This is a genomic window from Bacillus sp. A015 (assembly GCF_053851875.1).
The window spans coordinates 44786-59844 of the sequence record NZ_JBSPZB010000015.1 but is presented as its reverse complement, the minus strand read 5'-3'; the positions used below and the strand labels follow the sequence as shown (position 1 = coordinate 59844).

Genomic DNA, 15059 nt, shown 5'->3' with positions numbered 1-15059 from the left:
ATGAAAAAAATCACCATCATTGGCGGATGCGGTGTGATCGGACGTCTTTTAACAAAAGGGCTCTCTTCTGAGTACAACATCAACATCATTGATCAAACAAGCTGTGTAGAGAAAGTCATTTTAGCGGATGCAACGAATGAACAGGAATTATATCAGGTGATTCCGCGAGATACAGATGTCCTCATTCATCTTCTAAACATGGACATGACGCATGACGTGATGAATGCAGAGGAATTCACAAAAATGAATGATGTTTTTTGGCGGAGCACCTATCATATGTTTCGTTCAGCGGCTCGGTTAAGCATACCAAAAGTCATTTTTGCAAGCAGTAACCATGTGACCGATCGTTATGAAAAGGATGGTCATTCCTTACTAAGGCGAAACATTACGACTGACGATGTGCCTGCGACAAAAAATGTGTATGGCATTTTAAAATTTGCCTCTGAACAGTTAGGACGTTTATTCCACGATCAAACGGGGATGTCTGTCATCAATTTGCGGATTGGAACCGTTGTGACAGATGAAATGGAGGAATTACACAAGAAAAAAAGAACGAAAAGAACGCTGCTTTCACATGAAGATCTTGTTGGGATGACAAAGGCAGCGATTGAAACGGAAGTTCCCTTTGGGACATATTATGCCGTATCAGAAAATGAAGAAAAGCCTTGGTCCACTGAGAAAACGAAGCAGGAGTTAGGCTACAGACCAGATGTCAATACGACGGAAATCCTTGAAGAAAATGATCAGGCATAGGGCATAATCATGTCATTAGCTTATGATCTTATTCTTTTGTTTCAAGAGCATAAAAGCACGACTGGCATAATGATCTGTTTGGTCTGTCAAAATGATTATAGACGCTTTCTCCCCCCGTTTGTTACATTTTAATCACGATATCGTCACAGGCTGTAGCTTATTTTCAGATGAAATGATAACGCTTACAAAGAAAGGGCGTGATGAACATAGACCGTTCTCTTAAAGGCCGATTGTTCAATTTATTTAATTACTCTTTTCTACTCATGTTCGCATTAATATGTGTGCTCCCGTTCATCCATGTCATTGCCGCCTCTTTTGCTACGGTAGAAGAGGTCATCACGAAGAAGTTTATCTTGTTCCCGGCAACGTTTTCTCTTGAGGCATACCGATATATCTTTTCTACAGATATTGTGTATCGCAGCCTCATTGTGTCCATTCTCGTCACGCTCGTTGGAACAGCTGTCAGCATGTTTTTGTCCTCTCTCATGGCATACGGGCTGTCTCGCCAGGAGTTAAAAGGCCGGAGAACACTTATGTTTCTCGTTGTCTTCACGATGCTGTTTAGTGGAGGGATGATCCCGACGTTTATTGTTGTGAAAACACTTGGGCTCCTTGATACCTATTGGTCACTCATACTACCGGTCGCCATCAATGCGTTCAATTTGATCATTTTGAAAAACTTCTTTCAAAATATTCCGGCAAGCCTTGAGGAATCAGCTAAGATGGATGGGTGTAACGATTTAGGGATCTTCTTTAAAATTGTGCTTCCTCTTTCTTTACCAGCCATTGCGACGATTTCACTTTTTTATGCCGTGACGTATTGGAATACGTACATGACCGCCATCCTGTATTTAAATGATTCGGTGAAATGGCCGATTCAAGTACTACTGAGGCAGATTGTGATTGTATCGAGCGGAATGCAGGGAGATATGTCGGATATGGGCTCATCCACACCACCGCCAGACCAAACCATTAAAATGGCTGTCATTGTCGTGGCGACCATTCCGGTGCTGCTTGTCTATCCATTTATTCAAAAGCATTTCAACAAAGGGGCATTACTAGGTTCTGTAAAGGGTTAAAAAGATGGAACAACGGAGGGATCTTATGGGGAGAAAGAAATTATGGTTGATAGCGTTTGTCCTGCTGTTTGCAGCAAGTGGCATTCTTTCAGCGTGCTCAAGTAAAGGCGCAAGCTCATCAGATGAGAAGGTTGATTTAGACAAAAAGGTGAAGCTGACTTGGATGGCCATTTTGTATCATCAGCAGCCGCCGAAGGATTCAGTATTAAAAGAGATTGAGAAGCTTACAAATACAGAGCTTGATATTACGTGGGTGCCTGATGCTGTGAAAGAAGACCGTTTAAATTCAGCACTTGCCGCAGGGAATCTCCCGCAAATTGTCACGATCCAAGACATTAAGAATTCGTCTGCTATTAATGCGTTCAGATCAGGCATGTTCTGGGAAATCGGTCCGTATTTAAAGGATTATCCAAATTTAAGTAAGATGAACGAACTGATTAATAAAAACGCCTCTATAGACGGTAAGCTTTATGGAATTTATAGAGAGAGACCGCTTTCAAGACAAGGGATTGTCATTCGAAAGGATTGGCTTGAAAATTTAAATTTGGATACACCAAAAACATTGAATGATCTTTATGAAGTAGCCAAAGCATTTACTGAAAAAGATCCGAACCAAAATGGAAAAGCCGATACGATTGGCTTTACAGATCGAAATGATTTGATTTATGGGGCATTTAAAACACTTGGTTCATATGAAGGAATGCCAACAGACTGGAAAGAAGAAAACGGCAAATTCACGCCAGACTTTATGACAAATGAGTATATGAATACAATGAAATACATGAAAAAGCTACGTGACAATGGCTATATAAACAAAGATTTCCCAGTCACAAGTAAAACACAGCAGCAAGAATTATTCTCACAAGGAAAAGCAGGCATCTATGTTGGAAATATGGTAGATGCGGTGAACCTGAGGGATGATGCGACAGATAAAAACATGGAAGTGGATATTCTCAATCGAATCAAAGGCCCAGATGGCAAAGAACGTGTGTGGGCATCAGGCGGTCATAATGGCATCTTCGCATTCCCTAAAACAAGCGTTAAATCTGAGGCGGAGTTAAAGCGGATTTTGGCTTTCTTTGATCGCATTGCAGAAGAAGATGTGTATGGTTTAATGACTTACGGTATAGATGGTCAGCATTATAAGAAAGAAGAAGGAAATACATTTATCCGAGAAGAAAGCCAAGTGAAAAGCTGGCAGACAGATGTACAGCCGCTTGTCAGCCTCGTAGGGATTGATAAACGCTACTTAAAAAATAAAGGGGATGCGGTTCGTACAAAATACGAAGAGCTGGAAGAAGACAACAAAAACATCATCGTCGCTAACCCTGCTGAAAGCCTGTATTCAGAGACGGCATCAGAGCGAGGAAACGAATTGAAGAAAATCATCGATGATGCGACCTACAAGTTCATTCTTGGAGATATAAACGAAGAACAATTTAAGAAAGATGTAGAGAAGTGGAAATCAAATGGTGGAAATAAAATCATTGAGGAATATGAAGCTTCCTTTAAAAAATCATAAACAGAACACCCCCGCTTAGCAGAAAAAGCGGGGGTGTTTTCATTAAAAGTCGAAGTTGTCTGGATCAGGGCCAATCCGTTTGTTCTGATTTAAATCAGAAAGACGCTAGCATCTTAAATGAACAGTTTAAATAAAAAAGTCCCGCTTCTTGTGAGAGCGGGGCTTCAGCGTGTAGACAAACCCTCGCATTCGGTGTCAGTCCTGCGTGCCGGTGCTCACGAATCTCAAATTCGCTCCGCTCCGGTACTCGTCCTTCCTAGACTTCAAGAGTTTTCTATCACGCTGAAAAGAAGACAAAGGGCTAAAATAAAGGTCATTTTAGCCCTTTGTCAACAATCTGAGTCCTGCTTCTTGTGAGAGCGGGACTTTTTTTGCATTATGTTCCTTTTTTCTGGTCACGGTATTTCCCAGGGGTCGTGCCTTCTAGCTTTTTAAAGGAGCGGATGAAATTTTGCGGATTTTTATATTTTAGCTTTTCCGAAATTTCTTTGACGGACATATCGGTTTCCACAAGCCAGTTTTTCGCGACATGATGTCTGTACGACGAGAGATATTCACTAAAGGAGATATCCATTTCCTTTCTGAAAATACTGCTTAAATAATTTGGGTTGTAATGCAGGCGTGTGGCGATTTCATCCAAAGTGAGATCTGAGTCGAATTCTTGATGAATGATATGAATGATTTTCTCTGAGATATTTTTGTATTGTGAGTCCTCACGTGCACTAAGCTGGTCAATAATCGGCCGAATGATCTCATGTTTCAGCCATGTCTCTGTATCTTCAAAGGTTTTAAACTCAAAGATCGTATCATAGAGCATTTTGTTATCTTCGACTTCAAATAATTCAATGCCCAACAAATGCATCAGCTCAATCAAGTTGTTTAAAAAACGGGCAAGGGCGATATGGTATTCGTGCGGTCCAGCATTTTTAGAGAAAATGGATTGCAGGAGCACATGTAAATAGTGATCCGCCTTGCCTTGATCGCCAGACTTAACCGCATCAAATAAATCATGCTGCAGCTGTTTTGGGAAATGGGTTTTAAACGTCTTTCCTTTCTGGATATGCTCATATAAGATAATGGATTTTTTCTCTGCTTTGAGTCTATATTTTAGGGCTTCTTTCCCTTCAATATAAGCATGTTTGGCCATGGTGAGCTCTTTAAACTGACGGCTGATACCGATGCTGATCGACAAACCAAGCTCTTCCTCAATACGCTGCTGAATGATTTCAGCTAATTGATTTAAATATTCAGTAAATTCCTCCTCTGACTTTGATTGGTTTAGGATAATCGTTGTTTGATGCTGATTGACAACGGTTGGCTGAAGGTGCTCATCTTGCGGAATAATCTGCTCGATCAGTCCATTGATAGCAAATAAGAGCAAGTCAGCATCCTTTTTTTCATACAGTGTTCCTTTCAGCGTATCGATTTGGGTTACAAGCATGGATAAATGAGACCAGTCACGAGGGAATCCTAAACTTTGGAATCGGTTGTTAATCTCTTCTTCCGTCAGCTTTCCAAGGAGCAGCCGCACCATAAAGTATTGCTGTAAGTGTGTCACTTGCTGCTCAATGCGTTCCTCTAAATCATTGTTTTGATCTTTCATTTGTTTAATACTCGACTCAATCAACTCGAATTCATTTTGGAATGGCTGCTTATGCAAAAATGATTCATTGCGTGCAAATGACTCGTATAATAAGCGGATTGGTTTATAAAAGTGTCTGGAACCAAACCATGAAAACAGCAATGAAAGCGCTAACAAAATAAAGCAAATAATAAAGGTGATCCACCCAATCGATTTCGTTTGCTGTTTGAGTTCTGGAATGGAGACAAAGGATAGGTACGTCCATTCGTTATAATCTGATTTTTGAAACGTAATTTGATAGTTCAGTTCATCAATCTTTATGTCAAATTGTCCTGATCGATTTTCAAGTGACAGCACATGCTTGACGAAATCTTGATTTTTCAAGGATTCACCGATTTGTTCTTTGCGATTATGTAGCAGCACTTTTCCGTTTGTGTCAATGACAAACATACTATTAGATTGAGAGAAATCAGGCATGTTGTCAGCAATCACGCAGCTCGGAATGCTGGCGACGGCGACCCCCTTTTTTTGGACACTGTTCATGGGAAGTTGTTTGATTAAGTTCACATTGTACTTGCAAAAGGACGCTTTTCCTTCTTTTGTTGCAACAAGGGGATTATTCTCTTCAAGTGTCCAGCTGGAGTGACTCGGAATATTGAGGTAAGAGGCTAACGCTTTTTCTTGGTCTCCGCTTGTGACATGATAAAGCCCGGAATTGTTCATGTACCAATCCTCAATTTTACTGACGAGTGTAATATTGGAGAGATCGGTGTCAAAGGTTTGCAGGTAGTTCAGTTCCTGCTGTACTTGATTATAAAGCTGGAATTGGTCTGGGTTTAAAGGTTCTGTCAGTGTTTGAAGGAGAGGCGGCGAACTGACATAGTGAGTGAGAGAATGATCAACTGTCTTTAAAATATGCTCAATATTGGACTGCGTTTGTTTGACGCTGTCCAGCTTTTCATTTGAGATATTTTCAAGTGCTGTTTTTTGCGAATGCTGATAAGAAAAAATACCGACAATGATAACAGGAATCGTACTAAGCATGAAAAAAAACGTCGCAAGCTTGTAATAAAATTTATACTGCCTTCTTTTCATAAAACCCCCCATTTCAAACGAAACAATCTTTCCCCTTAATTTATTAATCCAAAAATCTGGTAGGTTTGTCAATAATCATTTTCTGAGATTAGGATCATTTTCTCATGTTTTATGTAACGTTTTGAGTAGCTACACCTAAGGAAATATGATCTGTTGATATGATTGTAGACGGATTTTTCATCCTTAAGATACAGTGAACACATGCATCAGCATGAGGGGGGCTTTATCAATGAAAACAGAGGATGTCACTGCCAAGGGTGTGCCTGCGGCAGCTTTAAAAAAAGAAAAGAGAAAGCGCTTACTTAATCAATTGCTTAGTCAAAAGTTTTTGTATTTAATGATTTTGCCAGGGCTCATTTATTTTCTTGTCTTTAAATATGTGCCTATGTGGGGACTCATTATTGCCTTTCAAGATTATCAGCCGTTTCTTGGCATTCTTGGCAGTGAGTGGGTTGGGCTCAAGCACTTTATTCGATTGTTTACAGAACCAACATTTTTCATCTTATTAAAAAATACGCTCATTTTATTTGCCATGAATGTCGTGATTTTCTTTCCAATTCCAATCTTATTAGCACTCCTTTTAAACGAGGTTCGATTGGCATTGTTTAAGAAATTTGTTCAGACGATGATTTATATCCCTCATTTCATGTCATGGGTGATTGTCGTGTCCTTATCTTTTGTTTTGTTAACAGTAGATGGTGGGTTAATTAATGAATTGATTGCTTTCTTTGGTGGAGAAAAGATTAACTTCCTCCTTAGTCAGGATTGGTTTAGACCGATGTACATTTTACAGGTGATCTGGAGAGAAGCAGGGTGGTCGACGATCATTTACCTTGCAGCGATTACGGCCGTGGACCCGCAGCTATATGAAGCAGCGAAAATGGACGGAGCCGGCAGACTGAGACAGATGTGGCATATCACCCTTCCTGCCATTAAAAGTGTCATTGTTGTTCTGCTTATTTTAAAAATCGGTGATACGTTAGAGCTTGGCTTTGAGCACGTCTATCTATTACTCAACGCAACGAACCGGGAAGTAGCGGAGATTTTTGATACGTATGTCTATACAGCTGGACTCAAGCAAGGACAATTCAGCTATAGTACCGCTGTTGGTTTATTTAAAGCAGCCGTTGGACTCATTTTGGTCATGCTGGCGAACCGTTTAGCAAAGAAATTCGGGGAAGAAGGTATTTATTAAAAAGGGAGATGAGAAGAATGACATTATCTACTGAGAAGGTATCACCACTTGAGCATGCAGAGAAATTAGCACAAAGTATAATAAAAGCGCATACACCAATTGAGCTGCCACCAGCTGGAAGGTGGCATTATCATCAAGGGGTTTTCCTTTGCGGCGTGATGAAGCTGCACGCGGCAACGGGGAACGAGGCGTATTTCGATTATGTGAAAAATTATGCGGACTCGCTCATTGATGAGTACGGAAATCTGTTATTTCGCAGGGATGAGCTTGATGCGATCCAGGCAGGACTCATTTTATTCCCCCTTTACGAAAGAACGGGAGAGAAGCGGTATGTGCTGGCAGCGGAGAAGCTGCGCGGACTTTATCGTACGCTCAATCGCACGTCTGAGGGCGGATTTTGGCATAAGGACAATTATGCTTATCAAATGTGGCTGGATGGTCTCTACATGGGTGGTCCTTTTGCATTAAAGTATGCCCAGCTTAAAGGAGAAGAGACGCTTGTGGAGATGGTCATCCATCAAGAGCATCTTATGAGAAAGCATACAAAAGATGAAAAAACAGGTCTTTACTATCATGCGTGGGACGAACGAAAAGTGATGCCATGGGCAGACCCAAAGACTGGCTGTTCCCCGGAGTTTTGGGCAAGGTCCTTTGGCTGGTATGTCCTTGCATTAGCAGATATGATCGAGGATCTGCCAGAAGAGCATGGAGGGCGAAAGGTGTGGAAGGAAACACTGACAGACATGCTGGAAAGTGTGGCAAAGTATCAGGATGATGAGACAGGTCTCTGGCATCAAATCATTGATAAAGGAAATCATAGCGACAATTGGCTTGAAAGCTCCGGATCGTGTTTATTCATGTATGCCATGGCAAAAGCCATGAATGAAGGGTATGTGAGTCTCCGTTATGTCGATCATGTGGTCAAAGCGTATGAAGGCTTGATCCAGCATAAGACGGAGGAGAAAGAAAACGGCGATTTTACAGTGAACGATATTTGTATCGGAACATCTGCGGGATTTTATGATTACTACGTTGGAAGAGAGCGGAGTACAAATGACTTGCACGGGGCAGGCGCTTTTATTATGGCGTTAACTGAGCTAGAGAAGCTGTCTGTTTTTCAAAAGGCATGAAAAGGTGTCAAAGGGCTGCGGTCTGGCTCATCAGTTTCATCGCTGCCTTTTGTTTGTCAGCCTGCCAGCGGGAAACAAACGGTATCGATGTCCTTATTTTTTCTGACATGTCAAAGGGAATGAAAGATCAATTAATGGAGAAGGCTTTTCAGCCGGATCAAGAGACATACAACGTCCACATCTTCCCTGCGATTCCTGAGAAGCTTCTCGTTGAAATCACTGCAAAAGAGGGGGACGTGATGTTCGTCCCTGAAGAAATGTTTAGAACGTATGATGATCCTGAAAGCTTTCAGCTGCTTGAAGAGATGGAAGTAAGTGATGAAGCGGCGGGACCATACACGATAGAGAACCCAAAGACGGGGAAAACGGTCGATTATGCGGTTCAAATCAATAAAGGAACGAAAAAGCTAAACGGCTATACATTTCGATTACACCGAGATATGGTCGCTTTCATTCCTGTGTATGCTGAGAAGTCCAAAGAGGCGCTGTCTCTCATGAAACAACTTCGTGAAAATCGATAGAAAAAGGGGTGGGGAATGTGAAACGGGTCGTGATTTGCGGGCTCAGTCATCGCGCGTTCAATATGTTTATCAAACCGCTCATAGAGGATTTCAATGAGCATTACAGAATCACAGGGCTCCTAGATATAGATGATCAGCGGTATATACTCTGTCAGGAGCGGTTTCCATCACTGAGAGGGGTCTCATTTTTTCATGAGGATGCATTTGATCAGATGGTGAAGGAAGTAAAGCCAGACATCGTCATTGTGGCAGGACGGGATGATACGCATGTCACGTATATCATGCAGGCGCTTGACCATGATCTTGATGTCATCACTGAAAAGCCAATGGTGACAACAGCAAAAGACGCGAAAAAAGTGATGGATAAAGAGGCAGAGAGCAAAGGGAAGGTGACGGTCACCTTTAATTATCGCTACAATCCATTTCATCGGAAGGTGAAAGAGCTCATTTTAGACGGGAAGATCGGAAGGGTCACCTCTGTTGAACTGAGCTGGCTCATTGATACGTATCATGGAGCCAGTTATTTCAAAAGGTGGAATCGCATACGTCAATTCTCTGGAGGCCTGTCTATTCATAAGTCGACCCATCATTTTGATTTGGTCAACTGGTGGATAGATCAAAAGCCGAAACAAGTATTTGCCTATGGGGCGCTGAATTATTATGGAAATGAAAGCCCTTGGAATCCCTTACAGGATGAGGAAAACAGATATTGCGGAACATGTCATGTGAAAGATACATGTCATTATGAAGCAAGGTGGAATCCGCGGGTACAGCGCTCAAAGGTGGAGGATGATCATATTGAATCAGGTCAGGAACAGTCACAGCAGTACTCAAATTACCGCCCAGATGCCTGTATTTTTGATAAGGAAATTGATATTGAGGATACGTATGTGGCGTCAGTGGCTTATGACCAAGGTGCTCTGCTCAGCTATTCGATTCAATTTTCAGCTCCATATGAAGGGTACCGGCTTGCGATAAATGGGACGAAGGGACGCATTGAAACAAATGAGTTTCATGTACCAGCAAGAATTCCTTTTCAATTCCCGGAACAAACGATTTCTTACTACCCGATGTTTGGCGGAAAAGAAACGATAGAAGTCGTGAAACAGCCAGGCGGACATGGCGGCGGAGATCCGCTGCTGCTAGCAGATTTATTTTTAGGAAAAGATCCGTTGATTCACTATGACATTTCGGCAGGGGCAGAGGCTGGTGCTTATTCGATTGCACTTGGAGAAGGCATGTGGCGCTCTGTCGCAGAAAAACGTCCAATCGGAATAGAAGAATTGTTTCAAAAAGAGACGGTATAACGAGAAAGAGAGGAGGGAAAAGAGATGGATCATGATGGATCAATGAGCAGGATGCTGCTGATGTGTGAGTGGGTGATGCGGCTTGCCTATACCAATTTGCTATGGCTTTTGTTCACATTACTGGGGCTTGGGGTCTTTGGCTTCATGCCTGCGACAACTGCGTTATTTTCCGTAATGAGAAAGTGGATACAAGGGCACGAGCAAGTCAAAGTCTTCCGCACCTTTTGGAAGGTATACCGCGAGGAGTTTGTACGCTCTAATCTGATTGGCGTGGTGCTGCTCATGATTGGAACGATTATTTATGTAGACCTTGCTTATATTTATCCAACGAGCTGGTTTTTACATGTGCTTCGCTTTGCCATTTATATCTTTGGTTTTCTGTTTATTGTCAGCTTGTTTTATATTTTTCCGCTGCTTGCTCATTATGATTGGAAAAAGCGTCTCTATCTGAAATTCTCCCTTCTGCTTGGTCTCTCCTATTTGCAATATACGCTCTCTATGCTTGTTTTCTCGGCTATCCTATTTGTCCTATTTGCTTATTTGCCGGGGATCGTGCCGTTTTTTAGTGTGAGCATTCTTGCGTATGGCAACATGTGGCTAGCCTATCAAGTATTTAAAAAGATAGAGTTTGAAAGTGAGCAGCAGGCAGTAGATGTGCAGAAACGATTGCCATCTTTCCTTCAATCGAAGCGGGTGAATACGCAGTGATGTGAATGATTTGCTATAATGGTGTCACCGTGAACAAAAGGAGAGGTGAGAGTCGTGTCCGTAAAAGAAATCTCAATAGAAGAATTAAAACAAAAACTAGAGCAAGAAGAAGCCATTCAGCTAGTTGACGTACGTGAGGATGAAGAGGTAGCAGAAGGCATGATCCCAGAAGCAGTCCATATTCGAATGGGAGATATCACTGAAAAGCTGGATGCGTTCGATAAAACGCAGGAATATTATATTATTTGTCGTTCTGGTAAACGTAGTGAAAATGTCTGCTATTTCCTAGAAGACCAAGGCTACCAAGCGACCAATGTGGTTGGCGGGATGCTTGCATGGACAGGAGAAACAAAACCGAAGCTGTAAAAAGGAGTCCTTTCATCGATGAGATGGAAGGCTTTTTTGTTCATATGCCCGTCTCTATGTGCATAAAGATAGAGTAGCGAGAGAAGGGAGAGTGGCATATGTGCTAAAGGTAGCTGTATTTGATGAAGAACACGAAAAGGATTTACAGAGCGAAATCAATTTATTTTTAAAAGGAATGGATGACGACCAAATCATTGACATCAAGTACAATGTAGCAGTGATCTGTGAGCAAGGAGGAGAACAGCTCTATTGTTTTTCTGCGCTCATTTTATATAAAAAATAGACGGCATCAAAAAAGGACCTGTGTGAAGGGTCCTTTTTCTCTTTGATTAACTTGCGTCAATATATAAACGATGCTTGTTGCAGTGAACACATTGAAAGAGATAGCCTTGTAAGTCACGAGCCATTGCTTATAGAAAAAAGCCGTTCGGATAACGGCTTTCAGCGTGTAGACAAACCCTCGCATTCGGTGTCAGTCCTGCGTGCCGGTGCTCACGAATGTCAAATTCCCTCCGCTCCGGTACTCGTCCTTCCTAGACTGCAAAGGTTTTCTGTCACGCTGAAAAGAAGACAAAGGGCTAAAATAAAGATCATTTTAGCCCTTTGTCAACAATCTGAAAGCCGTTCGGATAACGGCTTTTTCTTCTTGCGATTATGCTTTTTTTACTCTTGGACTTCGTGGTTTATTGACTTTGTTTGCTTGTTTGATTGCCTTTCGTTCATCATTTAATGATCTATACAGCGATACGATCATCAAAATGATGACAACTGAGAACGGCAAAGCTGCGAGTTTTGCTGTATTTTGCAAGGCTTCAAGCCCGCCTGAAAATAAAAGCACTGCAGCAACAGCTGATTGGATGATGCCCCAGGTGATCTTCACACTATTAGCTGGATTTAATGATCCATAGGTTGTCTGCATCCCTAGTACGAATGTAGCTGAATCTGCTGATGTGATAAAGAATACAGCAATTAAGATAAGTGCCAAAATGGACGTAATCATGGCGAGTGGGTATTCATTTAATACTCCAAACAGCATGGTTTCAGTGGACATGTTAGCAACATCGACGATATTGTTTTGTTGTAAGTCCATAGCTGATACTCCGAAGATAGAGAACCATAGGAAAACGAGTATTGAAGGAGCCGCTAAGACACCTATTAAAAATTCTCGAATGGTTCTTCCACGTGAAACCCTTGCAATAAAAATTCCGACAAATGGAGACCAAGAGATCCACCATGCCCAATAGAAGATTGTCCATCCATTAATCCATTCTCTTTTTTCAGAATCATTTGGTGATAATCTAAAGCTCATTTGAACAATATTTGATAAGTATTGTCCGATTGAATCTGTAAATGAATTTAAAATATAAACAGTTGGTCCAACAATGAGTAAAAAGATCATGAGCAAAGCAGCAAGAATCATATTTGTGTTACTTAAATATTTAATACCTTTACCAATTCCGCTCCAAGAAGAGATAAGGAACAGAACCGTAACGATTGCAATAATGATGAGCTGAGTCATGAAGTTATTTGGTAGACCGAATAAATAACTTAATCCTCCATTAATTTGTGCGGCACCTAGTCCTAAACTAGTCGCTACACCAACCACTGTTGCAAATACCGCGATACAATCAATGGTTTTTCCAATCCATCCGTGAATTCTGTTTCCGAATACTGGATATAGGGTGGAACTAATTAATCCAGGCGCATCTTTTCTAAATTTGAAGTATGCAATGCAAAGTGCGACAATCGCATAAATGGTCCATGCATGAAGTCCCCAGTGGAAAAAAGTATAACGAAGGGAATCGCGGAAAGCCTGTGCGGTTTCAGTCTCACCTGTTGGTGACTGAATGGCATAGTGGCTGATCGGTTCAGCTGCTCCGTAAAAAACAAGACCAATTCCCATACCAGCACTAAATAGCATAGCAAACCAAGAAAATAGACCAAATTCAGGCTCTTCGCCCGGCTTTCCTAGCGTAATTTTGCCGATTGGGCTAAAGATAATGAATAGACAAAAGCCGACTAGCAGTGATACCACTAATAAGTAATACCAGCCAAAGTCATTTGTAATGTATGTTTGAATTTGACCCGTCACATTTTGCAGTGTTTCTGGAGAAAAAGCTCCCCATAGAACGGCAACAAATGTGATCGCAATCACAATCCAAAATACACTTGATACGTTTTTCACACCATCTCACTCTCCTGTTGTTCTACACGTTTAAGCAGAGGGTTTTGTTTAATATCCCCTATCTCAACTATTTTCAAACAAAAAGAGGCGAGTTTCTCACTCGTCCTCCATTTTACCGTAACATGTTTCCCTTCCATTTATCAACCATCGATATGTGAAGATGATTTTTCCTCAATTCGTTTACGAAGACGGTAGACATATTCTTTTAAACAAACTGCGAAAATGGTAAACGCCAAAACAATGGCGACTTTTAACGGGGGAATCGACAGCTTCATGAAAACAGCGGCTGTCAAACTAATAACGACCGCAAGTACAATTGGAAGTGCGCGTCTGATCATTGATCTCTCTCCTTTACTTCTAGTGCAGCATTCATGCCAGCAAGCCTGCCTGTCACAAGTGCTGACGTGATATTGTAGCCGCCTGTGTAACCATGGATGTCTAAAATTTCTCCGCAGAAATAAAGACCGGCCATTTTTTTCGATGCCATTTTTTTCGGTTCAATCTCTTTGACAGAAACGCCGCCTCCTGTGACAAACGCTTTGTCCAAGGATAACGTACCATTTGCATGAACGATGAAATGTTTACAATCATGGGCAAACGCACGCAGTTTATCCTTGGCAAGGCCAGAAAATGTGTCCTGCGGATCAATACCGTTCCGTTCTAAAAGGAACAATAAATAGCGTTCTTGCATCCAAGACTTCAATACATTTTTCATCGCTTTTTTTGGTTCGTCCTTTAGGGCACGATGAAGCTTTTGAAACAGTTCCTCGTCATGAAGCTTCGGATATAAGTCAATTTGCAGGCGGACTGTCGGCTGCTTTTTCAGTTCCTTCACAACAAACCCGCTGCATCTAAGAACAGCTGGGCCTGATAAACCAAAGTGAGTGAAGATCATATCCATGACATGTGTGACGACGGGTTTCCCCTTTTTATTTAACACACTTATGGCCACACTTCTTAATGAGAGACCTTGAAGGACTTTTTCTTTTATAAATCGCTCATCTGATGTAACTGGTACTTCTGTTGGAAAAAGCTCTGTAATGGTATGACCAGCGGCTTCCGCCCATGCATAACCGTCACCAGTAGAGCCGGTATGCGGCACACTTTTCCCGCCAACAGCGATGACGACGGCCTCACTTGAAATTTTTTCATCATTATTTGTAACAATTCCAGCTGCTTGTCCGTCTTGATACAGAACTGCTTTAATCTTTTCATTCGTTCGAATGGTGACATTCAGAGCGCGAAGTCTGTCTAAAAGGGCATCCACAACAGATTGCGCTTTGTTTGAGACAGGGAACATGCGTCCATGGTCTTCTTCTTTTAGTTCAATGCCTAGGTTTTCAAAAAATCTAATAATATCCTCGTTATTGAACTCAGAAAATGCACTATATAGAAAACGGCCGTTTCCAGGAATATGCTTGATGATTTCTTCTACTGGAAGGCGATTGGTGACGTTACAGCGTCCACCGCCAGAAATAGCCAGCTTTCTGCCAAGTTTGTTTCCTTTGTCAATTAACAGAACAGATGCACCGTGCTCTGCTGATGCAATCGCGGCCATCAGTCCAGAAGGTCCACCGCCAATGACAATGACATCGTAATGTTTCATGTTACATTCC

Annotated in this window: 14 protein-coding genes; 10 read left to right on the top strand and 4 right to left on the bottom strand. The window is 41.7% G+C overall.

What is annotated here, in order from left to right; translation table 11 throughout:
- From ACSLGF_RS13135 to ACSLGF_RS13125, 3 genes are all read left to right on the top strand, one after another.
- On the top strand, positions 1-753 hold the full coding sequence (locus tag ACSLGF_RS13135; RefSeq protein ID WP_456006109.1) for an NAD-dependent epimerase/dehydratase family protein: 753 nt from the start codon (positions 1-3) through the stop codon (positions 751-753).
- Between the two features lie 200 nt (positions 754-953).
- Positions 954-1832 (top strand): carbohydrate ABC transporter permease, encoded by an 879-nt coding sequence (locus ACSLGF_RS13130; RefSeq protein WP_099726808.1) that lies wholly within the window; start codon positions 954-956, stop codon positions 1830-1832.
- Positions 1833-1857: 25 nt separating this feature from the next.
- On the top strand, positions 1858-3354 hold the full coding sequence (locus tag ACSLGF_RS13125) for an extracellular solute-binding protein (RefSeq protein ID WP_456006107.1): 1497 nt from the start codon (positions 1858-1860) through the stop codon (positions 3352-3354).
- 376 nt (positions 3355-3730) lie between these two features.
- On the opposite strand, the gene ACSLGF_RS13120 is transcribed toward ACSLGF_RS13125, so the two are convergent.
- The gene (locus ACSLGF_RS13120; protein ID WP_456006105.1) at positions 3731-6031 is read right to left on the bottom strand and encodes a helix-turn-helix domain-containing protein; all 2301 of its coding nucleotides are present in this window, start codon (positions 6029-6031) and stop codon (positions 3731-3733) included.
- Positions 6032-6260: 229 nt separating this feature from the next.
- On the opposite strand from ACSLGF_RS13120, the gene ACSLGF_RS13115 reads away from it, so the two are divergent.
- The 7 genes from ACSLGF_RS13115 to ACSLGF_RS13085 all read left to right on the top strand — a co-directional run bounded on the left by ACSLGF_RS13115 (position 6261) and on the right by ACSLGF_RS13085 (position 11541).
- Positions 6261-7226: an ABC transporter permease gene (locus tag ACSLGF_RS13115; RefSeq protein WP_456006103.1), complete on the top strand. Its 966-nt coding sequence runs from the start codon at positions 6261-6263 to the stop codon at positions 7224-7226.
- Between the two features lie 17 nt (positions 7227-7243).
- Entirely contained in the window at positions 7244-8356 is a 1113-nt protein-coding gene (locus ACSLGF_RS13110) for a glycoside hydrolase family 88/105 protein (protein WP_456006101.1), read from the top strand.
- On the top strand, positions 8353-8877 hold the full coding sequence (locus tag ACSLGF_RS13105) for a lipoprotein YteS (RefSeq protein WP_456006099.1): 525 nt from the start codon (positions 8353-8355) through the stop codon (positions 8875-8877). Before ACSLGF_RS13110 ends, ACSLGF_RS13105 begins: the two co-directional genes overlap by 4 nt.
- 17 nt (positions 8878-8894) lie before the next feature.
- Positions 8895-10184, top strand: a complete 1290-nt coding sequence (locus tag ACSLGF_RS13100; RefSeq protein WP_456006097.1) for a Gfo/Idh/MocA family protein — start codon at positions 8895-8897, stop codon at positions 10182-10184.
- Positions 10185-10208: 24 nt separating this feature from the next.
- The gene (locus tag ACSLGF_RS13095) at positions 10209-10892 is read left to right on the top strand and encodes a YesL family protein (RefSeq protein ID WP_230031074.1); all 684 of its coding nucleotides are present in this window, start codon (positions 10209-10211) and stop codon (positions 10890-10892) included.
- A gap of 54 nt (positions 10893-10946) precedes the next feature.
- Positions 10947-11258, top strand: coding sequence for a rhodanese-like domain-containing protein (locus tag ACSLGF_RS13090; RefSeq protein ID WP_456006095.1), 312 nt, complete (start codon positions 10947-10949; stop codon positions 11256-11258).
- A gap of 100 nt (positions 11259-11358) precedes the next feature.
- Positions 11359-11541: a sporulation protein Cse60 gene (locus ACSLGF_RS13085; RefSeq protein WP_003217582.1), complete on the top strand. Its 183-nt coding sequence runs from the start codon at positions 11359-11361 to the stop codon at positions 11539-11541.
- A 369-nt stretch (positions 11542-11910) separates the two neighbouring features.
- Here ACSLGF_RS13085 and opuD read toward each other — a convergent pair whose 3' ends face one another.
- From opuD to ACSLGF_RS13070, 3 genes are all read right to left on the bottom strand, one after another.
- A complete protein-coding gene (gene opuD, locus ACSLGF_RS13080) occupies positions 11911-13443 on the bottom strand; it encodes a glycine betaine transporter OpuD (protein ID WP_456006092.1) in 1533 nt (510 codons plus the stop codon).
- 140 nt (positions 13444-13583) lie between these two features.
- The gene (locus ACSLGF_RS13075; RefSeq protein ID WP_456006089.1) at positions 13584-13781 is read right to left on the bottom strand and encodes a hypothetical protein; all 198 of its coding nucleotides are present in this window, start codon (positions 13779-13781) and stop codon (positions 13584-13586) included.
- On the bottom strand, positions 13778-15049 hold the full coding sequence (locus ACSLGF_RS13070) for an NAD(P)/FAD-dependent oxidoreductase (RefSeq protein ID WP_456006086.1): 1272 nt from the start codon (positions 15047-15049) through the stop codon (positions 13778-13780). Before ACSLGF_RS13070 ends, ACSLGF_RS13075 begins: the two co-directional genes overlap by 4 nt.
- Positions 15050-15059: the final 10 nt, after the last annotated feature.